The organism is Uniformispora flossi, from assembly GCF_049534875.1.
Taxonomy (GTDB): Bacteria; Actinomycetota; Actinomycetes; order Streptomycetales; family Streptomycetaceae; genus Yinghuangia; species Yinghuangia aomiensis.
The window spans coordinates 15,325-40,493 of sequence record NZ_JBMULZ010000001.1; the positions used below are offsets into that span (position 1 = coordinate 15,325).

Sequence of the window (25,169 nt, forward strand, 5' to 3'; positions counted from 1 at the left end):
CGACAGCCTCCGGCCGAGCGCGCAGCATGGAAGGAGACCGGCATTCGGCGTGCGCCAGGGGCGAGTTCGCCGTCGCAGGAAGTCATGCCGGGGCCGGGTCGGAAGAGAACCCCCCGCCCGAGAAGAGCACGGCCATGGGCACGCCCATCCCTCCGACCGGTACCCCGGGTACCGGCAGCAACCCCGCCGAACCGGAGATCCGACTGGCGGCCACCTTCACCGGCGGGGTGAGCCTCGCCATCTGGATGGGCGGTGTCGCCCGCGAGATGAACCTGCTGTGTTCGGCGAGCCGGATGCGCCGGGGCAAGCCGGGCGAGGTGGAGGCGCCCGCCGCCGGGGTGCGCGACAAGTACCGCGGCCTGCTCGATCTCCTCGGCGTCGGGTTCGGCATCGACGTCCTGTCGGGGACGAGCGCGGGCGCCATCAACGCGGCCGTACTCGGTCTCGCCGAGGTGTGGCAGACGGATATCGGCCTGCTGCGCGGCATTTGGCTGACGCAAGGCTCGTTCGGCCAGTTGCTGCGGCGTCCGTCGGACCGCGAGCAGCCGTCGCTGCTGTACGGCGACGAGGTGCTGCTCGCCGACCTCAGCGACGGCCTGCACCGGATCATCGGCACCTCCGCGTCCGGCCCCGACCCGGATTCCCCCGTCCGGGTCATGATCACCACGACGCTGCTCGACGGCGAGGACAGCCGGTACACCGACGACTACGGCGTGCTGGTGCGCGACACGACGCACCGCGGCCTGTTCACGTTCGCGTCCGCCGACCTGGCGGGCCCGGACACCTTCCGGGCGTTGGCCTTGGCGGCGCGCAGCAGCGCGTCGTTCCCGGGTGCGTTCGAACCCGCTTTCCTGCCGATCGGCGCCCCGGGCAGCGACCCGACCCATCCGGTGATGAGCCCGTACATCGGTCTCACGCGGGCCCAGCACGTCGCCGACGGCGGGTTGCTGGCGAACCGGCCGCTGGGTCCCGCGCTGGAGGCGATTTTCGACCGGGCGGCCGACCGTGAAGTACGGCGCGTACTCGCCTACGTCGTCCCTTCCGCGGGCCTCCCCGAAGTGACCAACCCGGCCACACGGACAGCCGCCGCGCAAGCCCCGACCACGCAGCCGCCGACCCCGCAGCCCACCACCGCAGCAGCCGTCTCCGCCCCACCCTCACCCGACCTGACCGCCCCGGTCCTCGGCCGCGCCGTCATGTGGGACCTCAACGCGGCCCTCTCCCAGACGATTTCCGCCGAGCTGGCGGACATCGCGGCGCACAACGCGGCCGCCCGGGCCCGCCGCCGGGCCGACGGCCGGCTCGCCCGCCTGGCCGCGGGCGGCGATGCGGTGACGCCTCCGGTGTATGCGGGTTTCCGCGACACGTACGCCCATACCCTCGCCGCCACGGCAGCCGAGGAGGCGCTGCGGCAGCGCACCGCGGCCGGGCAGCTCGCCGCGGACGGCCGCCCGACCGGCTTCGGTTCCGATGCCGATGTCCTGACCGACGCCGCCGAACAGGCCGTCACCGCACGCCTGCCCGGGTCCTTGCCGGAGCCGGGCCGCTTCGACGCTCTCGCGACCTTCGGCCGTCCCGCGTTGGACGGCGGGAAGGCCATCCTGCTCGGCCTGCTCACCTCCGGTTTCGCGCTGCGTCCCGCCGCGGACGAGCGTGCGCTGCTCGACGGCCTGGTCGCCCGCACCCACGCGGCAATGCCGGCGCGCGAGCCCGCCGGGCAACTCCCCACCGAAGTCGCCGCCGCCCTGGCCGCGACCGAAGCGACCAACACTGCCGACATCGCCGACACCGCCGCTCATCCCGGCGCGCTCGGCGACCTGGCCTCCTCACCCGCATGGCGGCACGCGGTATGCAGCCAACTTCCCTCCGGCGCGCAGCAGTCCGCGATAGCCCAGGCGTGGGCGGAGTTCGGCGGCATCCTCCTCGCCGCACAGCCGCTCCTGTCCGAGCTGGCCGCCCGAGCCACCCCGGGCTCCGCAGGTACCCCGGCCACCCCGGGCACCGCTCCCGCCCCGGCGACCCCGCCCGGCGACGAGCCGACCCGGCTCGCCGACCTCCTCCACTACTTGACCGTCGACGGCGCCCTGCCCGCCCCGCGTTGCGTCGCGCGCCTGTTCGAGCTGCACGTGCTCCAGCACGTCCTGTCGCCGGGCCGCGGCCGGGCCCCGCAGGCCGTCGAGCTGGTGCAGATCAGCGCCGACACCCGCTGTGCCCTGGACGTGCGGAGTCTGGCGGCGCAGAAGCTGACCGGTCTGCAACTCCATCATTTCGGCGCCTTCTACAAGAGTTCGTGGTGTGCGAACGACTGGATGTGGGGCCGGCTGGACGGCGCCGGCTGGCTCGTCCAGCTCCTGCTCGACCCGAGGCATCTCGCGCACAAGGCCGACGCGTCCGAGGATCCCGCGCGGTTCCGCACGGAGTTGGTCGCCGCGCTGCGGGAGATCGCGGATGCCGATCCGCCGCCGGGTGTGCAGGAGCCGTTCCCGGACGGGCGGGCCCCGGAGCTGGGCTTCCTGACGGATCCGGCGTCGTCCGGGTTGCCGCGGAGTCTGCCGGTGACGTCGATCTGGGTGGCGGGCGGTCTGCAGCGGCTCATCGCCGCGCAGGAGCTGGCCACGATCGCCGAGCAGGCCGACCGGGACGTGGCGGCCGGTGCCGCGGGCCATGCCGGGGCGTTCCTGGCCGCGTACCGGCAGGCGGCGCCGGGCAACGGTGCGGCCTATCCCCCGGTGCCGTCGGCGCTGGTCGCGGACGTGCTGCACGCGTGCCGGGTCTCGGACGAGACGCTCCAGGGCGAGCTGGGCACGTCCCTCATGTCGGAGACGCTGGCGCGGACGGCGGCGGTGGCGACCCGGACGCTGGCGTCGGGGTTCACGCTGCCGTGGCCGATGCGGCCGGCCGCGGGGCTCGCGAAGTCGGCGGCGTCGGCCGCCTACCGCGTGGAGCACTGGGGCAATGTCGTCCTGCATCCCCGCCGCCATCCGCGGCGGCACTGAAGCGCGCGGGCGTCCCGAAAAGGTGCGCCCGCGGGCGCCGTTTGCCAGGCTGGAAACCAGGCCGTTGCGCCGCCGCCGTGTCCGCACCGGCGCCGGGCAGGGCCCCGCGAGTCGACCGGAAGGCGGGCAGTCATGACTGCCGACCCGTTCCGCATCCTCCGTATCGAGGACATGCTGGTGCTGCGGGTGGAGGTGGTCAATCTGCGGCGTGCGGGGGCGCGTCTGGTCCGGGAGGATCCGGCGTCCCCGGCGGTGGTGCTGCTGCATCCGCCGTCCCAGCACATCAGCGAAGGGGTGCCGGCCGACGGCCAGTTCCCGGAGACGGTGCCCGCGTTCGCGGCGGCGCCGAGCACGCTGGCGTTTCTGCTGCCGGAGGGGCAGGACGGCATCGATCTGACGGTGGCGGCGCTGCTGGACTGGAACAGTCTGAATTCCACGATCGTGCCGTTCGATCTGGGGCGCGACGACCCGAACGTGCCGAATCTGTTCGGCGGGATTCCGCGGACCGCCATCGAGTTCCCGACGCGGCTGCTGCTCGGGCACGACGATCCGGTGATCGCGTGGTCGGCGCCGCTGGCCGAGCCGGTCGCGCTGGACGGACGTACCGAGTTGTGGCATGCCGAACTGCACGGCGAGAACGGGGGTCCCGCGGGGCTGAAGGCGTTCGCGGCGTTGCGGGATCGGCCGGCGCGGACGGGGATGCCGTTGTCCGCCGACGCCCTCGACCAACTCGTGGCGCTGACGAGCGACAGCGATTTCGTCGGCCCGGACGGTTTCCCGCTGCGGCGCTCGCTGCACGCCGAGCAGTTCATGCTGACCGCGCTGGGTGCGTCGGTGCGGATCAACGGGGCGTGGGACCTTCCGGCCGGCTTCCCGGCGGCGGATCTGACCCAGTACGAGCATGTCGCGTCGCTCGGTCGCGAACAGTTCGTGCAGACCATCGGGCAGGGCTACCTGAGTACGGGCCACCGCGCGTCGCTGGTCTCGGTCACCCGGCGCCTGTACGACGACCCCGGCGACGGTTCGTCGGTCGCGTACCTGCATACGGAATCGCACATCCGCATCGACCAGGCCGAGGTCGGGTACGGCGAGGGCGCCGGCTACGACGAGCATGCGGGACGCCAGCTCCCGTTCCGGTCGATCGAGTTGACCGACCATGTGACGCCGACGATCGACGATGCGGGCGGCAGGGGCGCGTTCTGGGTGAAGGTGGGCGGTGCGCCCTTCCAATTCCATGCCGTGGCGACCGATGCCGAGGGCCGGCATGTGGGCTTCACGCTGCCGCTGGTCTTCGCATGGACGACCACGCTGGGCGACGTTCCGAGCGCCTACGGCGAGCCTGATGCCGCGGACCTTCCGACGGTCGACTTGTCCGGCCAGACGGTCGCGCTGGCGCAGGCTCCCGCGGACGCGCCGGGGACGACGAGCATGCCGGTCGGCTCGATGCGCCTGGAACCGGTGGCGGCGTCCGGGCACCCGGCGACCCTGCTGCCCGCGATGACACAGGCTTCGGCGCGGGTTCCGGCGGTGGAGCGGCTGACCGGGCGGTTCACCGAGAGTGTCGTGCACCTGCACGACGCCTATCTCGAGCAGGGCTTCGAAGGCCAGCCGACCGAAGCCTTCCTGAACCTCGCGGAAGCGCTGCCCGTCTCCCTGTCCCCCCGGCAGGCGGGCGGGCTGGCCGCCCCGAGCAGCACGGTGCAGGCGGTGACGACGCGGGCCGGGCTGCTCGCACCGCAGTTCCTGGACGAGGCCGGTGCCGCGGCGGGTGTGGACACGGACACGCTGAAGCAGATCTTCGGCGGGACCAAGCTGCTCGGTCCGATCGATCTGGCCGCGCTGCTCGCCCCGGTCGAGGCCGTGTCGGTGGCGGAGTTGAAGAGTCTGGGCGAGGCCGAGATCCGGAAGCGCCTCGACGGGGGGCCCGCGGATCTTCTGCCGGTGCCGCTCATGCGGGTCGCCGACCTCGCCGACGGGTCCGAGCTGCGCTACGTGTGGAAGCCCAAACTGACGAACACCCTGCCGCTGCTCGACCTGGAGAACGCCTCGCTCGTCCTGGAAGCCACCACGGTGCGCTCCCCCGACGCGCTGACCAAGTCGACGGTGCGCGGCGAGCTGCGCAGCTTCGCTTTCGATTTCCTGGGGATCGTGCGGGTCGACTTCGACCGTCTGACGTTCAGTGCGCGGCCCGGGGCCAAGCCGGAGGTGACGGCCGCCGGGGTGGGCATCACGTTCATGAACGACCTGGAGTTCGTGAACGAGCTGCGCAACGCCCTGCCCGCGGACGTGTTCGGGACGGGCGCGTCCGTGGACGTGACGACCGCGGGCGTGGTGGCCGGCTACGGGCTGACGCTGCCGTCGCTCGGCCTGGGCATGTTCAACCTCAGCAATGTCGCATTGTCGGCCAAGCTGACGATCCCGTTCGACAACGCGCCGACGCGGTTCCGGTTCGCGGTGTCGGAGCGGCACAACCCGTTCAACGTGAGCGTGGGGATGTTCGGCGGCGGCGGGTTCTTCGCCTTGGAAGTCAGCACCCATGGCATCGAACAGGTGGAAGGCTCATTGGAGTTCGGCGGCAACGCGTCGCTGGACCTGGGGGTGGCCAGCGGCGGCGTGCATGTGATGGCCGGGATCGCTTTCCAGCTGACCGGGACCTCGGTGACGCTGACCGGGTATCTGCGGTGCGGCGGCTACCTGTCGGTGCTGGGCATCGTGACCATTTCCGTCGAGTTCTACCTGGCCCTGACGTACCACAAGGGCGACGGCGTCTGCGAGGTCGTCGGCCAAGGCAGCGTCACGGTGAGCGTGCGCGTGGCGTTCTTCAGCAAGTCCGTCAGTCTGGCGCTGGAACGCCGGTTCGCGGGATCGGCGGGCGACCCCGCGTTCGCGGACTGCGTGGAGCCGGAGGACTGGGACGACTACTGCTTGGCGTTCGCTGCGTAGGCCGCTCGGCCTCCGGAGCGCCAGGAAGGCACCCCCATGACGATCGAACAGCACATCCAGTGGATCGCCCTGCCGGCCGGTCTGTCGGCCGACGGCGGGACGGCGCACCTGTCGGTTTTCGTGGCGCCGCGGCTGGAGAGCGACGAGTCGGACACGCTGGCCGCGTTCCCGGACTTCCAGGACTGGCCGGCGCGGATCGCCGGGGCGTCGTTCGCGCTCGCCACGGGCGACGCGGACGGTGCGCAGGACGGCACGCCGCCGATCCCGCTCACCCGGACGAGCGCACCGCCGGACTCCGACCTGTGGCGGTTCTGCTTCCCGGCGACCACCCTCGTGGACCGGTTCCGGTTCGACGACCACCGGCAGAGCACGGCGGTCAGCTATCCGGCGCAGCAGATCGCGGACACCACCCGCCGGTCCTATGCCGCGACGGCGGCGGAGTCGCCGGATCGGATGCCGCCCGCTCGGCAGATGACCGCCTTGGCGGGTTTCGCGGCCGATACCGACATGCCGTCGACGATGGAGAACATGCGGGCGACCATCGCCGAGCAGTTGACGGTGGCCGACCAGCAGGTCGCCGACCGGCAGGTGGCCGACCAGCCGGGCGCACTCGTCCGCCCCGATCTGACGGCGCAGCAGGCGTTCCTGGCGTTCCACGAGCCGCGGGTGCAGCAGCAGGTTCAAGGGCTGGCGGCCGGGAACAACGAGCCGCCGCCTCTCGCGCCGCCGCCGGAGGTACCGCGCGTCGACTTCCATCAGATGCTGTCGTCGCTCGGCGACCATCCGAAGTTGCTGCGGCGTCTGGGCCTGGTGCTGGACTTCGCTTTCCCTGCCGCGCAACTCCGCGCCGCCAACGGTGACTTCACCGTGCTGGTGATCCCGATCTGGGAGCCGCAGTTGCCGCCGGGCACGTCGCACGACCACGCGGCCGCGACGCGGTATGCGTTCACGCCCGGCCACGGTTTCTGTGCGGCGGCGGACGGGAACGACGCGTTCGGTCCGCCCGCGCGCGGGCTCGTCGCCCTGCCGGAGGCCGAATACGCCATCGAGCAGGCGGACATCGACGGTGTCAACCTCAAGCTGCTGGCCGCCGCGGTCGCCACCGGCACCGACGGCGACACGGAAGCGGCACCCCCGACCGTCCGCACCAAAGGCCTGTGTCTGGTGCACGGCGACCAGGTGGGCACCCTGAACGACGACTTCACGCGCGCCGCGGACCGGCAGGACGCCCTGACCGCCGATGCGGTCGTGGTGCTGGGGGCCGAGGACCTGGTCCGCGGCCACCGCGTCGACATCTTCGACGAGAGCCGGCAGAACTGGTTCTCGCTGCACGCCCGCGAAGTCTCCTACACGCGCGCCGGCAGCCCGGGCGACCATCTCGACACGGCCTCCGACGAGGGCTTCTTCCAGGTGGGTCTGGCCTCGCCGGCGGCGCCTCCGGGTCCGGTGCAGCGCGTGCACGTCCACGAGCACCTGGTCACCTGGGACGGCTGGGCGCTCTCCGCCCCGCACCCGGGCAAGGCCGAGGCCGACGGCTCGGGCCCACGGCGGATCGCCAACACCGCGGCCACGACGCTGCCGCTGGAGATCGACGTCCGGGCCCGGCCCGGCACGCTGCCCCGGCTGCGCTTCGGCAACGGTTACCGGATTCGGCTGCGCACCGTGGACCTGGCGGGCAACGGGCCGAGCGTGGACGAGGCGACCGCCCTGCTCGACCAGGACGTGCTGTCGCTGCCGCCCACCGGCGGCCCGACGTTCCGCCGGTTCGAGCCGGTCTCCGCACCGGTGCTGCTGCCGCGGACCGCGTTCACCGAAGGCACGTCCGCGCTTCGCCTGGTGATCCGCAGCACCGGCGAACTGACGCCCGAGCAGTACGCGCAGACGTTCAACGCGTCCCCCCTGGTGACGACCGGCGGGCATCTCCCCTACGGCGAGGCCGACGAACGCCACGTCGTCGCCCCCAAGGCCTCGCTGGAGTGCGTCGAACGCCACGGCAAGCTCGACGAGGCGATCGGCTCGGCCGACGCGGGGACCCGGAGCCGTGTCTATGCGCTCGCCTCGCGCGAGAGCGGTTCGCTGGACGATCCGGCGCTGCCGGGCGTGCAGACCGTCCCCTACCCGTCGGCCGTGAAGGTACCGCCGGACCAAAAGGGGCCGCAGGGCCATTACGTGCTGCACACCGGCGACACCATCGATCTCCCCTATCTCCCGGACCCGTTGACCGACGGTGTGGTGTTCCACGAGCTCCCCGGCATGCCCGACGGCCAGGCTTTCGAGGTCCCGTGGGCGGGGCCCGACTGGCACACCCCGCAGTCGCTCCGCCTGCGCATCGTCGAGGGCAGCGGCCCGCCCGCGCTCGGCGCGGACCGCGTGCTCACCGTGCAGATGCCGAAGGCGACGATTGCGACGGTGCGGGTCTGTTCGCGGGTGAAGGCCGACGAGAAGACCTTCGGCATGCTCAAGTGGTGCCGGGATTCGCTCGACGACGACCAGTACGCGGCCGTGATGCAGGCCGCCCGGGCGAACCGGCACTGGATGCTGACGCCGTGGCACGACGTCACGCTCGTGCACGCGGTGCAGCGGCCGTTGAAGCCGCCCGTCGCCAACAGTTTCGACCTGACGGACCGTTTCGTCGGCGCCACGGACCAGCACTTCACCGGCGACATCGACGTGAGCGCCCGCAGCACCGAACGCCTCGACCTGTTCGCGTCGTGGACGGAGAACGTGGACGACCCGGCGGCCGACGCACCGCGTCGGCTGAGCATCACCACACCGGTCTTCCGGCTCCCGTTGGACGAGGCGACGCCGGGCCCGCCGAGCCTCGAGGACAACGCTGCCGCGACCCTCGACGGCGACACTCTGACGTTCAACACGCAGGCCGCCGAGGACTTCGCGGCACCGGCCGGGCCGGACGCGCCCGCGACGGCGCCGGTGCCGGCCAAGCAGAATTTCGGCGACACCAAGCACCGCGAGGTGACCTACACGCTGGTCGCCACCACACGGTTCGCCGACTGCTTCCCGCCGGACTTCGCGGCCGACCCGGCCAAGGAACTCCTCACGGCGCACGGCGAACCGACCCCGGTCACCGTCCGCAACACAGCGAAGCCCGCGGCGCCGAAAGTCCTCGGGACCCACCTCACCCTGGGCTTCGACACGAGCGGGAGCCTGCCGGACGGGCTGGTGCGGCGGCGGCGCGGGGGCGGGTTCCGGGTGTACCTGGCCCGGCCGTGGTACTCGTCGGGGGACGGCGAACTCCTCGCCGTGGTGCTGGGCGTCCAAGGCGACGAGCAGCCGCCGCAGGCGCACCCGTTCATCACGCTGCTCGGCCGCGATCCGATCCGGCAGTCGGCATCGGTCACGCTGCCCGACATCTCGCACTTCCCCGGGGCGACGACCAGCCTCGACATAGCCTTCCCGGAGGTCTTCGACGGCTTCACGGTCACCGCGGCCGGGTTCGAGCCGACCTTCGATCCGGCGACCGGACGCTGGTACTGCGACATCGACGTCGACACCGGCGGCGCCTACTTCCCGTTCCTCCGTCCGGCGTTGGCCCGCTTCCAGCCGCAGTCGCTGGAAACCTGCCATCTGTCGTCGGTCGTGCTGACCGACACGCTGCGGCTGCTGCCGGAACGGACGCTGACGGTGAGCGGCACCGATCCGCTGACGGTCGAGCTGACCGGTCCGGCGTACCACATGGACACGATGCCGCCGACGGTGACGGCGGTCTTCCAGCACCGCGACCCGGAGGTCCCCGACCCGGTGCTGGGCTGGGTCGACATGCCGGAGACGGAGACCGAACTGCCCGCCGACGACGACTCCTCGCTGCTGCCGACGTACACGGCCCAGATCCCGCTGCCCGCCCCGCACCCGGACCAGCCGCTGCGGCTGCTGGTGACGGAGACGTCGTTCGTGCCGTCGGACACCGCGGAAGACGAGTTCGGGGCGACGGAGGAGCTGCCGGTGTATGCCGATGCGGTGGAGCTGTGACTTCCGCATCGGCGCGTCGCCACCGATGAGTTCGGGGGCTCGGCTCGGTCTCTCTAAGGTGGTCCCGAGCCGAGGAGGATGCAGATGAGCCGATTCGTCCTGATTCCCGGAGCCGGCGGCGCTGCCTGGTACTGGCATCGCGTCGTCGCCGAACTGGAGTCCCGCGGCCACGAAGCGGTCGCCGTCGAGCTGCCTGCGGCGGACGAGAAGGCGGGCCTGCCTGCGTACACGGACCTCGTCCTCGACGTGATCGGCGACAGCGGTGCGGGCGTTGCCGTGGTGGCGCAGTCGATGGGCGGCTTCACCGCGCCGATGGTCTGCGCGCGGCGCCCGGTGGATGTGCTGATGCTGGTGAACGCGATGGTGCCGCTGCCGGGCGAGACGGCCGGCGCGTGGTGGGACGCGACCGGGTCGCAGGAGGCGCGCGCGGCGGCGGCGCGAGCGGGCGGCTATCCGGAGGAGTTCGACCTCGCGACGTACTTCCTCGAGGACGTGCCGCCGGACCTGGCCGCAACCCTCATGCAGAACGAACGCCCGGAAGCCGAGGTCGCGTTCACCCAGCCGTGCGCGATCGAGCAGTGGCCGGACGTGCGGACCTGCGTGCTCGCGGGGACCGACGACCGGTTCTTCCCGTACGAGTTCCAGCGCCGGATCGCCAAGGAACGCCTCGGTGTCGACGCGGAACCCGTCCCGGGCGGCCACCTCAACGCGCTGTCCCACCCGCGGGAACTCACCGAGCGGCTGGTGGCCTGCCTGGACCGGGTCGACTCGGCCTAGGCCGGCCGATCCGGCATGCCGGGCGGGGCCGCGCCGCGCCCACCGGTAGCGTCACCCGCACGGGACGCCGACCTGGTCCGCAACGCAAGCCGGAGACCCTCCGCGCCGCCGTCGACGAGCCGGCGCGCACCGGCCTCGGAGCGGCGACGCTCCGGGTCAGGCTGTCGACGGCGGCCTGACCATCGGGGTCAGGCCTGCTGCTCCCAGGCGAGCGCCGCCATCGGCGGGTCGAGCGGGGCATCGATCAGCCGGTTCGCGAAGGTGGACAGCGTGTAGGCGCCGATGCCCAGGACCACTTCGAGGGCGTTGCGGGCGGTGAAGCCGAAGGCGAGGAACTCGCGTATGCGCTCGTCGGATACGCCGCCTGCCGCGTCCATCACGTCGTGCACGAACTGACGCAGCGCCTCGAGGCGCGGGTCGGGGAGCGCGGTGCCGTCGCGCAGGGCGGCGATCAGGGCCGGGTCGGCGTCGTACTTCACGAGCTTGCCGGTGTGCATGGCGACGCAGAGGTGGCACCGGTTGCGGGTGGCCACGGTCATGACGAGGACTTCGCGGGCGATCGGTTCGAGGGTCGCGCTCTCGAAGGTGGCGCTGATCCTGAGGAACGCGTCGAGCGTTTCCGGGGATTCGGCCATGCGGCCGACGGCGACCGGGAGGTAGCCGAAGCCGTTGGCGACACCGGTCATGGCGCGCCGGGCGGCCGGGGGTGCGGTGTCGACGGTGTGGTCGGGGAAGAGCGGCGTGGTGACTGCGGGCATGGTGCGGTACCTCCGGAGGCGAGAATTGGACAACCAAGTTGACGATAACCGTAAACCTGGTTGTCCATCTCCACAAGAGGTCGGCGTCCTAGAATCGACAACAGCGTTGTCCACATGCCGCCCCGACGACCCGAGGAATCCGCCGTGTCCCGCCGCCACGCCTCCCCCGACCGCGACGCAGACGCCGACGCCCCCGGCTTCGAACTGCCGCTGCGGCTCTTCATGGCGTTCCGCGCGATCATCGACGAGACCCACGCGCGCCTGGCCGCGGAAGGCCATCCGGACTTCCGCCCGATGCACGGCTTCGTCTTCCAGGCCATCGGCCCGCACGGCACCACGGCCGCCGACCTCGGCCGCCGTCTCGGCGTGTCCAAGCAGGCCGCGGGCAAGACGGTCGGCGTCCTGGAACGGCTCGGCTATGTCGAGGTCAGCCCCGACCCCGCCGACGCCCGGCGCAAGGTGGTGCGGCTCACCTCCCGCGGCGTCGACTCCCTCGCCCGCTCGGCGCGCATTTTCGAGGAGATCCGCACCGAGTGGGCCGCCACGCTCGGGAGCGACCGGCTCCGCGCGTTCGAAGCCGACTTGCGGACGATGACGCCGGGCGAGCTGTGGCGCGTCGATGTGCCAGGGTGGTTCGCGTGACGTCGCCTACCCGCCGCAGCCGCCTGTGGTGGCTCGTCGTGCCGTTGGCCGCGCTGGCCCTGTGGGCGGTGGCGAAGAACGGCGGCTCGACCGCGGACAAGTCCGACGCCGCCCCGTCGGCGAGCGCCGCGGCGAACCCGTCCGCGCAAGCAACCACGGGCGCACCCGGCAAGAGCGCGGACCCGACCGGTCCCTACGACCCCGCCGACTACGCCGCGCAAGTCCGCGCCCACGCCCGGGAAGCGGGCGTCAACCCGGTCCTGCTGATGGCGATCCTCTACAACGAGTCCTACAAGCCGCACGACCCGTCGCTGGAACGCGCCTGGCAGAACCTCAAGCCCGACGCCGCCTTCGGCATCGCCAACATGCACAAGGCCGCCTTCGAGGACACCAAGCGCAACCGCGACTTCGCCGACCGCGACTGGTCGGAGCTGCCGGACGACCGGGACCTCGCCGTCCAGGCCGCGGCCTGGTACCTGCACGACCTGGAAGCGCAACTGCCGTCGAAGGTGTCGGGCCCGTACACCCGCGACGAACTGGCCGCCCTCGGCTACAACGCCGGCTCCGGCAACATGCTCGCCTTCGCCCGCGGCGTGAAACCGGGCAGCCAGGCCCAGTCCTACCTGGACAAGCTCCGCGCGACGTGGGACAAGGCGGAGAAGGCGGTCGGCCGGTCCGGCGGCTGACGCCCGGCCCGCCGTCCGCTGTGGAACTGCCAGAGCACCGCAACGATGCGCAACACGAAGGCCCTGCAGGCGGCACCCCTCACGCGGCTCTCCCCCGGTCTGGCACGTGCCTCACTCCGAGACTTCGGTGTACCGGCCGTCGCCCGTGTCGTCTTCCTCCCACCGTTGCCGCGCGTCCGAGAGGTCGACGCGGACGCCGTACGGCTCCAGGGCTTCGCGGACGCGGGTGCGCATGCCGGCGCCGAGGAAGTGGTGGCGCAGGGACAGCTCGTCGAGGTGGGTGAGCGGCTGCCCGGCGAGCAGGGCTTCCGCGCCGCGGTCGCTCAGGGTGCCCATCGAGAGGTCGAGGGAGTGGAGCCGGGCGACCGTCGAGGCTCCGGCGACGGCGACGGCGATGTCGTCCTGGATCTCGCTGTTGCGCAGGCCGAGGTGGCGCAGGGCGGGGAAGGTGTCGCGGGCGAGGAGGCCGTCGAGGTCGCGGACGGTGGCGGTGCCGCCGTAGAACGCGATGCCGAGCCACAGGTCGAGGTGTTCCAGCGCCGGGAAGTCGCAGGCGGCGATGGCGGCGGGGACGGCCGCGGGCATGCCGCCGGTCTGCAGGGTGAGGCGGCGCAGCCCGGTGTGCCGGGTCGGGCGGAGGATCGTCGGCGGCACGTCGTCGGCGCGTGTGCCGAAGCGGTAGCCGAGTTCGACGAGGTTCGGGTACGCGTCAAGCAGCGGGGTGATGTCGGTGGGCGGGATCCAGGAGATCTCGTGCTGCTCGCACACGATGTCGTTGACGAACAGGTGCCGCAGGGCGGGCAGCCGATCGGCGTGGGCGGCGAGCAGGCCGACGATCCGGTCGGCGGTGTCCTGTTCCAGGTTGCCTTGGGCCCAATAGCCGACGACCAGCGCGCGCACGTTCGCGGTGTCGACGGCTTCGAGCAGGCCCGCGAGGAGGTCCGGGACGGCGAGGCCCGGTTCGTACGGCGAGGCGGACAGCACCCACGCCACGTCCTGCGCGCGGGGCCCGGCGGCGCCGACTTCGGGCCAGGTCGCGGGCGGCATGGTGATGCCGTTGGCCGCGACCATGGCCGCGGTCCGCGGGTCGAGCGGCGGATGCGGGCGGGGCGCTTCGAGCCGGTGGACGGGGAGGCCGCCGAGCTCGGTCAGCGCGCCGTGTATCGCCATGTGTCTCCCGAAGTCAGCGCCCCGAGTGGTCGATGACGTTCCCGTTGCTGCAGTTGTTGACGTGGTCGGACACATAGTCGCCGAGGACCGGCACGACGGCGACCTCCTGGAGGCAGACCGCCGCCGCGGTGAAGTTCCAGTTGTTCGCGGCGTTCACGCCCCCGCCGAAGTTGCTGTCGTCGTCCGCGTGCGCGGGGACGGTGGCGAGGCCGCAGGTCAGCAGGGTGAGGGCGCCGAGCGCGGTGATCTTCTTCATGCCGTGCGCAACGACGTCCGGCCCGGCGGGTCACCCCGCGGCGCCGTGTTCAGCCGGTCGGCGGCAGCTGCGTCAGCGTGCTTCTTCGGCGCGCCGTTTGGTGCTCTCCGCTTCGATCCCGACATAGCGCCGGGTCTGGCGGCCCATCAGGAGGCCGGCGAGCGGGGCGCCGAACCCGGTCTGGTGGATGCCCAGCGTCAGGGTGCTGCCGCCGGCGTCGCGGGCTTCGACGGCGTGGCTGGCGGTCGTCGTCACGCCGGGAGAGGCCGCCTGCCAGGCGAAGAAGCTGCCCGGCGTCCAGTCGGTGACCCGCCAGGTCAGCACCGGCATGCGGGGCTGGGCGATGCGTACCAAAGCACCGGGCCCGAGTTCGGCGCCGCCGACGCGCTCCACTCGGCGCATCGTGGCCATGAACTCGGGCCAGTGGTCCACGTCCGCGACGACCTGCCACAGGTCGTCGGGAGTTGCTTCGACATCGACCCGGATCACCCAGTGCATCGGAGAACACCTCCACGCCGCGCGGGACTTGGTGTTCGCACCGTACCGCGCCGCCGGGCGGCGGCGCGGCTCCGGGTCGCGGGTCAGGCGTCGATTTCGGCGAGGAACCGCTCGACGGTGTCGCCCTCGGCAACGAAGTCGGAGACCGACTCGCCGAGGATCTTGCCGGCCAGCTCGGTGGCGATCAGGCCCAGCTCGGAGTGCAGCGCGGCCTCGGCGAGGGCGCGTTCGGCGGCGATGTTGCGGTGGCCGGCATCGACGAGTTCGTCGCGGATCATCTGGCCTTCGGCGCGGGCGTCGGCGATCGCGTCGGAGCCCTCGTCAATGCAGTCCTGGCGGACGCGCGCGGCTTCGCGGCGGCCCTCGGCGGTGACGGACTGGATCTCGCGGTAGACGGCTTCGCTCTCGGCCTTGGTGTCGTCCGCGCGGTCGAGGCCGCCCTCGAGCTTGTCCTCACGCTCGGCCAGCGTGCGCGCGATCCGCGGCGCGAGCACCCTGCCCACGACGAAGAGAACGATGAAGAAGGAGATGGTGGCGACGATGAGGTCGCCCCATTTCGGCGTGAGAGGTCCCATGGGCGAAGCCTATCCGGCCGGTTTTTGCCGACAACAGGCAGGCTACGCAAACCCGTTGACCGGCCGATGACCAGCCTTTGACCCGGGTGCCGGACGAGCGGGTCGGCAGGCGGACAGTTCGGCAAGCCCGACGGGTTTGCGGTGACCCGTGGGGGCAGGTCGGGCTGCCGGTCGGCCGGCGGCGGATCGACGGGAAGGGCATGTCCCGCGAGGCAGGCGGGCGGACCGGCCTGGACGGGAACCCTGCAGGTCAGCCGGTCGACGGGCCGGCCGACCGAGACGGGGCGGCAGCGCAGGCGGGTCGGCAGGTCGAGCGGCCCGTTCGGAGCAGGCAGGCCCTCGGGGCGGCATGGCGAGCCGGCAGGTCGGCAGGTCGGCAGGTCGACCGGGTCCGGGCCTCCGCGCTCCGCGCAGGTCGGCAGGCCGGCCTGGTTCACGGGCCGAGCGGGCGAGACGGGCCGACAGGTCAGGGCGCGGCCCGCCCTGTCGGGCGCCGCGGCGGGCCACGTGTCCCCGGCCGGTCGGCAAAGCAAGCGGGTCGGCGGGCCGGCCGGGGCGGCAAGCCCGGGGGCGGGCGAGCAGGTCGGCTCGAGCGGGCCGACAAGCCGGCCGCGAGTGGGCCGAGTGGGCCGAGTGCGCCGGGTCGGCCAGGCCTGCCCATCCGGCCGGGCGGGTCAGCCCGATCAGCCCACGGCGCCAGGAACCGCCCGGTTCCGCGGCCCGGAGACCGGCCGGGAGCTCAGGCCCCCTTCTCCCCCTCGCCCAGCAAACCGCCACCCGCCACCTCGGCCAGCGACTGGGCCACTGCCTCCTCCGCCGAGCCGGGGCCGTCGCCCGCGGCCCAGCGTTCCATGGCGATCCGCACGGCGGTGTTGGCCGTTCCGGCGGCGAGGCGGACGGCGAGGTCGTCGGGGTCGCGGCCGACGCGGGCGGCGATCGCGGGGCGGAGCTGGTCCTCGGAGTCGCGGTAGACGTTGAGCCACACCGCGCGCAGGGCCGGGTGCCCGTCGACGATGCGCATCAGGGCACGGAGCTGGGCGTCGTCGACCTCGCCGGCCCGGGAGTGGCGGACGGCTTCCGCGTACGACGTCCGCAGCGCGTCCACCAGTCCGAGGCCGGGGTCCGCGTCGGCGAGCCGGTGCACCCAGTCGCCGATGCCGGTGCCGAAGAGCCGGGCGATGGTGTCTTCCTTGGCCCGGAAGTAGCGGTAGAAGGTGCGCAGCGCCATGCCGGACGCGGCGGCGATGTCCTCGACGGTGGTGGCGTCGTAGCCGCGTTCGGTGAACAGCCGGGCGGCGGTCCGGGAGACCTCGCCGCGGGTGTCCTCGCGGCGGCGCTCGGTGAGCGTGGGTCTGCCGGGGCTCCGGCGGGTGGCGGCGGTCATCGGTCCTCCTGGTCGGCGGCGGTGCTCGCGACCTGCGCTTTCCGTTCGGCGTGCGGTGCGGCACCGCGGCCGGCGCCGGGTGCGGCGTCCCCCCCGGCGCGGCTCCGCACGGGCCCAGCCTAGGGCAAAGCGATGGCCCCCTCGGGAATTTTTGGCATCACATGCATATTTGTCATAGCGTGCCAAAAATACGGAACACCGCCCGCCGGCCCCCATCCCCCGGCCGTCGGCACGAGAGCGAAAGAAGGCTCGCCATGAACCGCTTCGACAACCGCCGCGTCCTGGTCACCGGAGCCGGGTCGGGTATCGGGCAGGCCACCGCGCTGCGCCTGCTGGCCGAGGGCGGCAGCGTCGTCGCCGCCGACGTCGTGGCCGACGGCCTCGCCGCCACCGTCGCCCAGGCCGAGGAGCGCGGCCTGGACACCGCCCGGCTGCACACGCTGGTACTGGACATCGCCGACGAGGCGAACGTCGTCGCGGGCGTGGCCGACGCCGTGCGGCGCCTGGGCGGCCTGGACGTGCTGGTCAACGCGGCCGGCATCCTGCGCGCCGCGCACACCCACGAGACGTCGCTCGACTTGTGGAACCGCATCGTCACGGTCAACCTGACCGGCACGTTCCTGGTCACCCGCGAGGCGCTCCCGGCGCTGCTCGCGACCAAGCGCGGCGTGGTGGTCAACTTCAGCTCGACGTCCGCGCAGTTCGCGCACCCCTACATGGCGGCGTACGCGGCGAGCAAGGGCGGCGTCCAGTCGTTCACCCACGCGCTGGCGCTGGAGTACGGCAAGCAGGGCCTGCGCGCGGTGAACGTGGCCCCGGGCAGCATCAAGTCCGGCATCACGGACGCCACCGGCGGCTACCTGCCGGAGGACACCGACTGGTCGCTGTTCGCCAAGCTGTCGCCGATCCTGGACGCCGGTGTCGAGTCGGCGAGCGGCGCGCCGATGGCCGGTCCGGAGACGGTCGCGGGCGTCATCGCGATGCTGGCCTCGGACGACGGCGCGTTCGTCACCGGCACGGAGATCCGCATCGACGGCGGCACGCACGCCTGATCCCGCCGGAATCGCAGCCCCGGCCTGCGAACTCAGGCCGGGGCAGCGCCGTCACAAGCCCCGTCACAAGCGCTGCCACGAGCGCTGCCACGAGCGCTGCCACGAGCGCTGTCACAAGCGCTGTAGAAGCCGCCGTCACACGCTCCGCGACGCGTGCACGCGCGGCACGAACTCGCGCCACGGCCGCGCCTCTTCGAGCTGCGCGGCGACGCGGAACAGCAGGTCCTCGCGCCCGACCGCGGCGGCGATCTGGACGCCAACCGGCAGGCCGTCGGCCGTGCGGTGCAGCGGCAGCGAGATCGCGGGCGCGCCGGAGATGTCGAACAGGGTGGCGATTTCGGCCATCGCCGACCAGCCGGGCAGGGTCTCCTGGATCGGGCGGTCGCCGGACAGCGTGCCGAGCGGCGGCGGCAGGATCGCCATCGTCGGCGCGAGCACGAGGTCGTAGGGCGCGCACACCGCGGCGATCCGACGGCTCCACGCGGCCAACGCCTCGATCGCCGCGACGTATGCGGGCCCGGAGGTCGCCCGGCCGCGTTCGACGGCCAGCGCCGGGAAGGGCTCCAACCCGTCCACCGGCTTGCCGATGCGGCGCTCCCACACGTCCGCGTCGTGCGCGAGGCCGACCGAGGTCACCGTGCCCATGGCCAACGCACCCGCTTCGTCGGCCAGCGGTGCCGCGGCGATCTCCTCGACGTGGTGGCCGAGTTCGGCGAGCAGTTCGCCGGTCGCGCGAGCCGCGGCGGCACATTCCGGGTCGACCGGGCGGCCGCTGGGACGCTCGGTGAGCACCGCGATGCGGAGGCGGCCGGGGGCGGCGGTCAGTTCGTCGGTCCACGGCCGGGCCGGGGCCGGGGCGCCGTACAGGTCGCCGGGCGCGGCGCCCGCGGTGGCGTCGAGGACGGCCGCGCTGTCGCGCACCGTGCGGGTGACGACGTGCTCGTGGGTGAGCGGCCCCCAGTAGAGGCCGTGCGGCGCCGGGCTCGTGCGGCCGCGGGTCGGCTTGAGGCCGACGAGCCCGCAGCACGACGCGGGGATCCGGATCGATCCGCCCATGTCGTTGGCGTGCGCGACGGGCACCATGCCGGACGCGACCGCGACCGCCGATCCCCCGCTCGACCCGCCCGGCGACCGCTCCGGGTCCCACGGGTTGCGGGACGGGCCGTGCGCGAGGGGCTCGGTGGTCGGCGAGATGGTGAACTCGGGGACCTTGGTCCGGCCGAGCAGCACCAGCCCGGCGGCCCGGTAGCGCCGGGTCAGCTCGGAGTCCTCGGGCGACACCCACGGGTTGTCCCGCAGGAATGTCATGCCGTGCTGGTAGCGGTCGCCCGCGGAATGCTGCACGGCGTCCTTGAGCAGGAACGGGACGCCGCGGAACGGCCCGTCCGGCAGCTCTCCCCCGGCCTCCGCGCGGGCTTCGTCGAAGCGTTCCGCGACCAGCGCGCCCAGCGCCGGGTCGAGTCGCTCGATGCGGGCGACGGCGGCGTCCACGAGTTCCGCCGGGGACGCCTCACCCGAGGCCACCAGCGCCGCCTGCTCGGTCGCGTCCGCGAACGCCAGCCGGTCCGAAAGATCTCCCATGCCGCGCCCCATTCCCACCGGTCCCCGCGGCCGGGTCCGGCCGCCTCCGCCGCCCGGCGCGGGCGGGCCGTCCGGGCACCGCCGCAATACTTGACCAGGGCAAGCATGTGCGACGGTAGCCACGGGCGCCGCAAGGATCAAGCACCACCGGCCGATTGCCCCTGCGCCGGCCCGGCCCGGGCAACCGCCCCGGTCAGCGGCTCGGCGCGTTGAACCCGCCGTCCGGGTACAGGATCGAGCCGGTGAAGTACGACGACTCCTCGCCGGCCAGGAACAGCACCGCGTCCGCCACCTCGCGCGGCCGGCCGAACCGGCCGAGCAGCGTCCGCCCGGCGACCGCGTCCGCCGCTTCCTCGTTCGCGCGCGTCACCTCGGTCATACCGGTGTCGTCGATGAAGCCGGGCCCGACGGCGTTGACCCGGATGCCGTGCGGCGCGAGTTCGATGGCGAGGGATTTGGTGAGCATCCACGCGGCGGCCTTGGACACGTTGTAGGGCGTCGACCCGGCCGACGCCCACGCCGAGCACATCGACGCGATGTTGACGATCGACCCGCCCGATCCGCCGGCGATCATCCGCCGCGCCACGGCGCGGTCGGTGTGCATGAGGCCGTTGAGGTTGACGTCGATCACGTTCGTCCAGACCTGCGAGGAGAACGCCACTCCCGCACTGACCCCGTCGTGCTCATCGCCGGACGCGTTCTCACCGCTGATGCCCGCGGCGGCGACCAGCACGTCGAGCCGTCCCCACCGGTCGACGGCGTGCTGCGCCATGTCCTCGCACGCCTGTGCGTCGCGGACGTCGACGGCGATTCCGCTCGCCCGGCCGCCCGCCGCGGTGATCTCGTCCGCGACCCGCTCGGCACGCTCGGCCACCACATCGGCGACCACGACCGCCGCCGCACCCTCCTCCGCCAGCCGGAGCGCGCAGGCGCGCCCGATGCCGTTGCCGCCGCCGGTGACGACGGCGACCTTGCCTTCCAGACGACCGGACCGGGACGACATGCGACCTCCTCGACAGCACAGCGCTGCACACTGGACAGATTCTCGATACCGTCCAGATCATTGGACAGACTCACAAGAATGTCCATACGGCGGCGGGAGTAGCCACGGCTGCCAACCGCCCGGTCCCGGCGCCGCGGCGTATGCGAGGATCGGCGCGATGACCACACGTGACGACGCCCCCACCGCGCCGAGCGGCGACTGGCTCCGCGAAGGCCGCGGCGACCTGGCCGCGGCGCGGATTCTCGACGTGGTCCGCACGCTGCTCGCCGAACGCGGCGTCGCCAAGCTGCGCATGCAGGAGGTCGCGGCCCGCGCGGGCTGCTCCCGCGCGACGCTCTACAACCACTTCCCCACGCGCGAGCGCCTGCTCGAGGCGTACATGCGCCGCGAGACCCGGCTGATCCACGACCGCGTCGCCGACGCGGTGCGCGACGTCGACGATCCCGCGGACGCCCTGATCGCGGGCATGCGGCGGATGCTCGACGAAGTGCGCCGGCACCCCGCCCAGGCCGAGTGGTTCGCCCCCGCGGTGGTCGGCACGTCGGCGGCGTTCGCGGGCACCGATCCGGTGGTGGCGCAGGCCGCCGCGACGTGGGTGCATCCGATCCTGGACCGCGCCGCCGCGGCGGGCACGCTGCGGCCCGGCACGGATTACGCGGACGTCGTGGAGTGGGTCAACCGGCTCGGCGTCTCCCTGCTCAGCTTCCCGCCGCCGCGGCCCCGCACCGCGGACGAAGAGGACGCCGCACTGCGGTGGTTCCTCCTCCCCGCGGTCTTCACCGGCTGAACCCCCGAACCGCCCCGCCAGACCTCCTCGCACACCCCCCCGACTTGGCGATCCTTTTACCTTCAACTTTATCTTTCATGACCTTTTCCCGTATCGTTCTTTACCTAGACCTGATCCGACCCGATCCCCAGGAGAGGTGAAGCGTGTGCGGCTAGCGCGGCCGGAATCGCCCCGTCGACCGTCCGACCGACCGACCGAGCAGACACCGATCGGGAAGCCGCCGATCGCGCAGACCGAGCAGACCCGGCCGTCCGGCTCCGACCGCGGCGGCACCCGGCGCGGCCGGCCCCGGCTGCCCGCCCTCGCCGCCCGCTGGACGACCGTCCTGCCGATCGCCGCCGTGATCCTGCTGGTCTTCGTCTGGGGCCGCTCGCTCCCCGGGGTGCTCGTCGGCGTGGCCGCGGTGTTCCTCGCGGGCGCCGTGCTGGCCGCCGTACACCACGCCGAGGTGGTCGCCCACCGGGTCGGCGAGCCCTACGGCTCACTCGTCCTCGCCGTCGCCGTCACGATCATCGAAGTCGCGCTGATCGTCACGCTGATGCTGGACGGCGGCGACAAGAGCGCCACCCTCGCCCGCGACACGGTCTTCGCGGCCGTCATGATCACCTGCAACGGCATCGTCGGCCTCAGCCTGCTCGCCGCCGCGCTACGGCACCGGGTCGCGGTGTTCCAGCCGGAAGGCACCGGCGGCATGCTCGCGAGCGTGGCCACGCTGGCGACGCTGTGCCTGGTCCTGCCGACCTTCACCACGAGCAAGCCGGGGCCGCAATTCTCCACGTCCCAAATGGTGTTCGCGGCGGTCGCGGCGCTCGTGCTGTACGGGCTGTTCGTGGCCACGCAGACGGTCCGGCACCGCGACTACTTCCTGCCGGTCACCAAACAAGGCGAGGTCATCGACGCGGACGACCACGCCGACGCCCCGTCCACACGCACCGCACTGGTCAGCCTGGGACTGCTCGGCCTCGCCCTGGTCGCCGTCGTCGGACTCGCCAAGAGCGTGTCCCCGACGATCGAATCGGGCGTCGAAGCGGCCGGCATGCCGCACGCCGTCGTCGGCGTGGTCATCGCCCTGCTCGTGCTGCTCCCCGAGACCATCGCCGCGGTGCGCGCGGCGCGCCGGGACCGGGTGCAGACCAGCCTCAATCTGGCGCTCGGTTCGGCGATGGCCAGCATCGGCCTGACCGTGCCGGCCGTGGTGATCGCGTCGTTCTTCCTGTCCGGCCCGCTCGTCCTCGGACTCGGCGCCACGCACATGGTGCTGCTCGGACTGACGCTGGTGGTCGGCACGCTGACCGTGGTGCCCGGCCGGGCGACGCTGCTCCAGGCGGGCGTGCACTTGGCCGTGCTCGCCGCCTACCTCGAACTCGCCGTCACGCCCTAGCGGCAGACCGACGGCCTCCGGGGCGCTCCGGGGGCTGTCGGCCGCGCTCGGCAGACTGACCGGCATGGAACGCACGATCTGGGACGCCCTGTTGCGTCCGGGCTACGCCGGAGTCCCGTACGTCGCCGACTTCCTCGGCGACGAGGACGAAGCCGACAACGCGCGGCTGCGCATCGGACTCCCGGAGTCCGGACCGTCGGTCACGCTGACCCGGCAGGGCCGCTTCGTCGTCGCCGAACTCTGGCTCGGCGAAGGCACCGCACCCGTGACCGACGCGCAGAAGCGGCGGATGGCCGGCAATTGGCGGTACGAGCGCAGCGCCATCGTCCCCATCACCCAGCCCGTCTGGTCGCTGTCCTGGCGCTGGTTCGACGACGTCGCCGTACGCGCCGCCCGAGGCCGCGCGGTCGTGGAACTCCTTCGCGACGTCCTCGCGTTGCCCGCCGAACAGGTGGTGGTCCGCGGCGCCGACGACAACGGCCCCACCGACCTCTACGGCCTCCGCGACTTCGACGACCGCCCCACCGCCTCCGGCGCCGCTCCCGCATGCGCCGACTGGGACGACCTGCGCCGCCGCCTCGACTGGCTCGTCACCACCCTGGCCAACGACTCCGCGGTCATCCTGAGCGGCCCGGGCAACACCGTCGTGCAGTTCATGACCGCGCGGCACGGCGGCTCGATCGCCACCAGCGTCATCGACCCCGCGCTCGATCCCGACCGGCTGCCGCACGAGGCGGACCCGGGCAGTGAGCGGGCCCGCCGTATGTTCGCCGGCGGCTGGTACCCCGGCCCGGTCGCGCCCGGCGTCGCGGAATGGACCCTCGGCGACCCCGAAGTCCACTGGGGCGCCGACGCGTTCCCCCGGAAAGCCGTCGATGCGCTGCAAGCCCTCGGAGCCGATGGTCCGGCGGATCTGACGGTGCACGCCTTCCGCAACGGGCGGCATCCGGATCCGGCCTATGTGGCGGCCGAACTGGGGCTCCGACCGGACGGTCCGTAGCCGCCGAACCCTGCCTCAGGTTCTCTTAAGTTTCCGCACAACCAATATTAACCAAGCGCCCGGAAATCCATGATCCGGCCGCCCGAAGCGCTGCTAACGTTCCGTCTCGTGGGCATCAAAGGAAGAACCATTACCGGAACAAGCACCGCGATCGCGATGGCCGCCACGCTCGGCCTGTGCGGTGCCGGAAACACTTTCGCAGCGACCGCGAACGGCCGTTCGGCGGCCTGTCCGGCAGCCGGATCAATACCCGGCATCGGGCATTCCCCGCTCTTCACCGACAATAATGTCGCGCTTTTCGCGGGCGGCGATTACACGGTCGACGGCGGCGCGGCGGAGGCCGAAGGCCTCCTGGTCGTGAAGGGGAAGGCGACGTTCGCCAAGAATCCCGGCGGCGTCTACAACGTGGGCCGGGTCGGCGCCGGGTCGGGCATCCTGCCGACCGCGGGCGACGTGATGCTGGCGGTCGGCGGCGACGTCGCGATCGCCAAGGGCACCACGGTGGACGTCGGCTCCGGTCTCACCGCTGGGCCCCGCTACGGCGGGTCGGTGCAGGTCGGCGGCAACCTCGACGTCAAGGGGGAGTTGCGCACCAACGGCGGCGCGAGCCCGGCGCGGATGGGCGCGGCCGGGGCGCTGGGGGCGTACAACGGCTTCGACGCGACGATGGCGCAGGAGTCCGCCTCGCTCGGCGCGCTGCGGCCGACCGGGACGAGCGTGCGCGCCGGGGGAACGGTGACGTTCACCAGCACCGCGCCGAGCGCCGGGACCATCCAGGTCTTCGAAATCGCGGCGGCCGACCTGGACAAGGCATCCACGTTCCTTTTCCAGAAAATCCCGGCGGGCGCCTCGGTGCTGGTGAACGTGACCGGAAACCGCGCGGTCTCGATTTCCCCGATGTCCGTGGGATTCAACGACGACCAGGTCGACGTGTACACCTCGAAGAACTTCGGGGAAGCCGCGTCGCGGATTCTCTACAATTTCCGGGAAACCCCGTCGCTGACGCTCGGCGGGGGCGGGAACTTCATGGGCTCGATCCTCGCCCCGAAGGCGAACGCGGACCTCACCGCGAGCACCAACGGCCGCCTCTATGTGGGCGGGAACGTGAAGACGCACGGCTCGGGCAACGAAAGCCACAACTACCCGTGGTCCGGGTCGCCCGCGTTCGCGTGCAAGCCGGAAGGCCCTGGGCAGCCGGTGCCGCCGCCGACCGAGCCCGCCAAGCCGGGGCAGCCCAGTCAGCCGGCCCAGCCGGGTCAGCCGACACCGCCGCGGCCTTCGGCGCCCGCCGGGTCGGTGCCGCCCGGGCAGCCGAGCGCCCCGGCCGGCTCGCCGGGCGCCACCCCGTCGGAGTCCGCGCCCCCCGCCCCGGACAACGGCGGATCGCTGGCCCAGACCGGTGGTTCGGGCAATGCCACGACGATCGTCGCCGGTGCCGCGGCGGTCGCCCTTGCGGGCGGCGCGGCCTTGTTCGTGATCGCCCGGCGGCGGCGCCGCGTGTGATCCCGCGGGAGGCCTGACCCGCACACGCGGCACCACCGCACGGCGAGCCCGGGCGGCGGGCGGCTTCGGCCGCCCCCCGTCCGGGCTCGCCCCGCACCCACCCCGCACCAGCCCCGCACCCCGCACCGCACCAGCACGGCCCCACTTCGCCCGGCCCCGCACCGGCACCGCCCCCTTTCGCCCGGATCCG

Annotated in this window: 19 protein-coding genes; 11 read left to right on the forward strand and 8 right to left on the reverse strand. The window is 72.8% G+C overall.

The features are described 5' to 3' along the window. Positions 1-134: 134 nt before the first annotated feature. The 4 genes from ACPA54_RS00070 to ACPA54_RS00085 all read left to right on the forward strand — a co-directional run bounded on the left by ACPA54_RS00070 (position 135) and on the right by ACPA54_RS00085 (position 10,703). A complete protein-coding gene (locus tag ACPA54_RS00070) occupies positions 135-2,996 on the forward strand; it encodes a patatin-like protein (RefSeq protein WP_423525458.1) in 2,862 nt (953 codons plus the stop codon). Positions 2,997-3,128: 132 nt separating this feature from the next. Next, entirely contained in the window at positions 3,129-5,939 is a 2,811-nt protein-coding gene (locus ACPA54_RS00075) for a hypothetical protein (RefSeq protein WP_423525460.1), read from the forward strand. Positions 5,940-5,975: 36 nt separating this feature from the next. Further along, positions 5,976-9,926: a hypothetical protein gene (locus ACPA54_RS00080; RefSeq protein WP_423525462.1), complete on the forward strand. Its 3,951-nt coding sequence runs from the start codon at positions 5,976-5,978 to the stop codon at positions 9,924-9,926. A gap of 84 nt (positions 9,927-10,010) precedes the next feature. Beyond that, positions 10,011-10,703: an alpha/beta fold hydrolase gene (locus ACPA54_RS00085; protein WP_423525464.1), complete on the forward strand. Its 693-nt coding sequence runs from the start codon at positions 10,011-10,013 to the stop codon at positions 10,701-10,703. Positions 10,704-10,891: 188 nt separating this feature from the next. Here ACPA54_RS00085 and ACPA54_RS00090 read toward each other — a convergent pair whose 3' ends face one another. Beyond that, a complete protein-coding gene (locus ACPA54_RS00090; RefSeq protein ID WP_423525466.1) occupies positions 10,892-11,461 on the reverse strand; it encodes a carboxymuconolactone decarboxylase family protein in 570 nt (189 codons plus the stop codon). A gap of 222 nt (positions 11,462-11,683) precedes the next feature. On the opposite strand from ACPA54_RS00090, the gene ACPA54_RS00095 reads away from it, so the two are divergent. Both ACPA54_RS00095 and ACPA54_RS00100 read left to right on the forward strand, forming a co-directional pair. Next, positions 11,684-12,103 carry a MarR family winged helix-turn-helix transcriptional regulator gene (locus tag ACPA54_RS00095; RefSeq protein WP_423526845.1) on the forward strand — a complete coding sequence of 140 codons (420 nt, stop codon included), beginning with the start codon at positions 11,684-11,686 and terminating at the stop codon, positions 12,101-12,103. After that, positions 12,100-12,789 (forward strand): transglycosylase SLT domain-containing protein, encoded by a 690-nt coding sequence (locus ACPA54_RS00100; protein WP_423525468.1) that lies wholly within the window; start codon positions 12,100-12,102, stop codon positions 12,787-12,789. Before ACPA54_RS00095 ends, ACPA54_RS00100 begins: the two co-directional genes overlap by 4 nt. A gap of 111 nt (positions 12,790-12,900) precedes the next feature. Here the strand turns inward: ACPA54_RS00100 and ACPA54_RS00105 are convergent, their stop codons facing one another. From ACPA54_RS00105 to ACPA54_RS00125, 5 genes are all read right to left on the reverse strand, one after another. Then, on the reverse strand, positions 12,901-13,959 hold the full coding sequence (locus ACPA54_RS00105; RefSeq protein ID WP_423525469.1) for an STM4015 family protein: 1,059 nt from the start codon (positions 13,957-13,959) through the stop codon (positions 12,901-12,903). Between the two features lie 13 nt (positions 13,960-13,972). Next, complete coding sequence (locus tag ACPA54_RS00110; RefSeq protein WP_423525471.1) at positions 13,973-14,215, reverse strand: hypothetical protein; 243 nt, start codon at positions 14,213-14,215, stop codon at positions 13,973-13,975. A 72-nt stretch (positions 14,216-14,287) separates the two neighbouring features. Next, positions 14,288-14,713, reverse strand: a complete 426-nt coding sequence (locus tag ACPA54_RS00115) for an SRPBCC family protein (RefSeq protein WP_423525472.1) — start codon at positions 14,711-14,713, stop codon at positions 14,288-14,290. 83 nt (positions 14,714-14,796) lie between these two features. Continuing rightward, complete coding sequence (locus ACPA54_RS00120) at positions 14,797-15,288, reverse strand: F0F1 ATP synthase subunit B family protein (protein WP_345676512.1); 492 nt, start codon at positions 15,286-15,288, stop codon at positions 14,797-14,799. Between the two features lie 739 nt (positions 15,289-16,027). After that, entirely contained in the window at positions 16,028-16,672 is a 645-nt protein-coding gene (locus tag ACPA54_RS00125; RefSeq protein ID WP_423525473.1) for a TetR family transcriptional regulator, read from the reverse strand. Positions 16,673-16,926: 254 nt separating this feature from the next. Here ACPA54_RS00125 and ACPA54_RS00130 point away from each other — a divergent pair, with 254 nt between their 5' ends. After that, the gene (locus ACPA54_RS00130; RefSeq protein ID WP_423525475.1) at positions 16,927-17,724 is read left to right on the forward strand and encodes an SDR family NAD(P)-dependent oxidoreductase; all 798 of its coding nucleotides are present in this window, start codon (positions 16,927-16,929) and stop codon (positions 17,722-17,724) included. A 135-nt stretch (positions 17,725-17,859) separates the two neighbouring features. Here ACPA54_RS00130 and ACPA54_RS00135 read toward each other — a convergent pair whose 3' ends face one another. Both ACPA54_RS00135 and ACPA54_RS00140 read right to left on the reverse strand, forming a co-directional pair. Further along, the gene (locus tag ACPA54_RS00135) at positions 17,860-19,305 is read right to left on the reverse strand and encodes an amidase (protein ID WP_423525477.1); all 1,446 of its coding nucleotides are present in this window, start codon (positions 19,303-19,305) and stop codon (positions 17,860-17,862) included. 193 nt (positions 19,306-19,498) lie between these two features. Continuing rightward, a complete protein-coding gene (locus tag ACPA54_RS00140; RefSeq protein WP_423525479.1) occupies positions 19,499-20,308 on the reverse strand; it encodes an SDR family NAD(P)-dependent oxidoreductase in 810 nt (269 codons plus the stop codon). 157 nt (positions 20,309-20,465) lie between these two features. Here ACPA54_RS00140 and ACPA54_RS00145 point away from each other — a divergent pair, with 157 nt between their 5' ends. The 4 genes from ACPA54_RS00145 to ACPA54_RS00160 all read left to right on the forward strand — a co-directional run bounded on the left by ACPA54_RS00145 (position 20,466) and on the right by ACPA54_RS00160 (position 24,979). Further along, on the forward strand, positions 20,466-21,095 hold the full coding sequence (locus ACPA54_RS00145) for a TetR/AcrR family transcriptional regulator (protein WP_423525480.1): 630 nt from the start codon (positions 20,466-20,468) through the stop codon (positions 21,093-21,095). 292 nt (positions 21,096-21,387) lie between these two features. Beyond that, the gene (locus ACPA54_RS00150) at positions 21,388-22,476 is read left to right on the forward strand and encodes a calcium:cation antiporter (protein WP_423526847.1); all 1,089 of its coding nucleotides are present in this window, start codon (positions 21,388-21,390) and stop codon (positions 22,474-22,476) included. A 64-nt stretch (positions 22,477-22,540) separates the two neighbouring features. Beyond that, entirely contained in the window at positions 22,541-23,476 is a 936-nt protein-coding gene (locus ACPA54_RS00155) for a TY-Chap domain-containing protein (RefSeq protein ID WP_423525482.1), read from the forward strand. 156 nt (positions 23,477-23,632) lie between these two features. Continuing rightward, positions 23,633-24,979: a choice-of-anchor A family protein gene (locus ACPA54_RS00160; RefSeq protein WP_423525484.1), complete on the forward strand. Its 1,347-nt coding sequence runs from the start codon at positions 23,633-23,635 to the stop codon at positions 24,977-24,979. The last annotated feature ends 190 nt before the right edge of the window (positions 24,980-25,169 follow it).

Excerpts from the sequence above, each read along its gene's own strand:
- ACPA54_RS00070 (WP_423525458.1), top strand. The coding sequence starts at position 135 with ATGGGCACGCCCATCCCTCCGACCGGTACCCCGGGTACCGGCAGCAAC.
- ACPA54_RS00075 (WP_423525460.1), top strand. The coding sequence starts at position 3,129 with ATGACTGCCGACCCGTTCCGCATCCTCCGTATCGAGGACATGCTGGTG.
- ACPA54_RS00080 (WP_423525462.1), top strand. The coding sequence starts at position 5,976 with ATGACGATCGAACAGCACATCCAGTGGATCGCCCTGCCGGCCGGTCTG.
- ACPA54_RS00085 (WP_423525464.1), top strand. The coding sequence starts at position 10,011 with ATGAGCCGATTCGTCCTGATTCCCGGAGCCGGCGGCGCTGCCTGGTAC.
- ACPA54_RS00090 (WP_423525466.1), bottom strand. The coding sequence starts at position 11,461 with ATGCCCGCAGTCACCACGCCGCTCTTCCCCGACCACACCGTCGACACC.
- ACPA54_RS00095 (WP_423526845.1), top strand. The coding sequence starts at position 11,684 with ATGGCGTTCCGCGCGATCATCGACGAGACCCACGCGCGCCTGGCCGCG.
- ACPA54_RS00105 (WP_423525469.1), bottom strand. The coding sequence starts at position 13,959 with ATGGCGATACACGGCGCGCTGACCGAGCTCGGCGGCCTCCCCGTCCAC.
- ACPA54_RS00110 (WP_423525471.1), bottom strand. The coding sequence starts at position 14,215 with ATGAAGAAGATCACCGCGCTCGGCGCCCTCACCCTGCTGACCTGCGGC.
- ACPA54_RS00115 (WP_423525472.1), bottom strand. The coding sequence starts at position 14,713 with ATGCACTGGGTGATCCGGGTCGATGTCGAAGCAACTCCCGACGACCTG.
- ACPA54_RS00120 (WP_345676512.1), bottom strand. The coding sequence starts at position 15,288 with ATGGGACCTCTCACGCCGAAATGGGGCGACCTCATCGTCGCCACCATC.
- ACPA54_RS00125 (WP_423525473.1), bottom strand. The coding sequence starts at position 16,672 with ATGACCGCCGCCACCCGCCGGAGCCCCGGCAGACCCACGCTCACCGAG.
- ACPA54_RS00130 (WP_423525475.1), top strand. The coding sequence starts at position 16,927 with ATGAACCGCTTCGACAACCGCCGCGTCCTGGTCACCGGAGCCGGGTCG.
- ACPA54_RS00135 (WP_423525477.1), bottom strand. The coding sequence starts at position 19,305 with ATGGGAGATCTTTCGGACCGGCTGGCGTTCGCGGACGCGACCGAGCAG.
- ACPA54_RS00140 (WP_423525479.1), bottom strand. The coding sequence starts at position 20,308 with ATGTCGTCCCGGTCCGGTCGTCTGGAAGGCAAGGTCGCCGTCGTCACC.
- ACPA54_RS00145 (WP_423525480.1), top strand. The coding sequence starts at position 20,466 with ATGACCACACGTGACGACGCCCCCACCGCGCCGAGCGGCGACTGGCTC.
- ACPA54_RS00155 (WP_423525482.1), top strand. The coding sequence starts at position 22,541 with ATGGAACGCACGATCTGGGACGCCCTGTTGCGTCCGGGCTACGCCGGA.
- ACPA54_RS00160 (WP_423525484.1), top strand. The coding sequence starts at position 23,633 with ATGGCCGCCACGCTCGGCCTGTGCGGTGCCGGAAACACTTTCGCAGCG.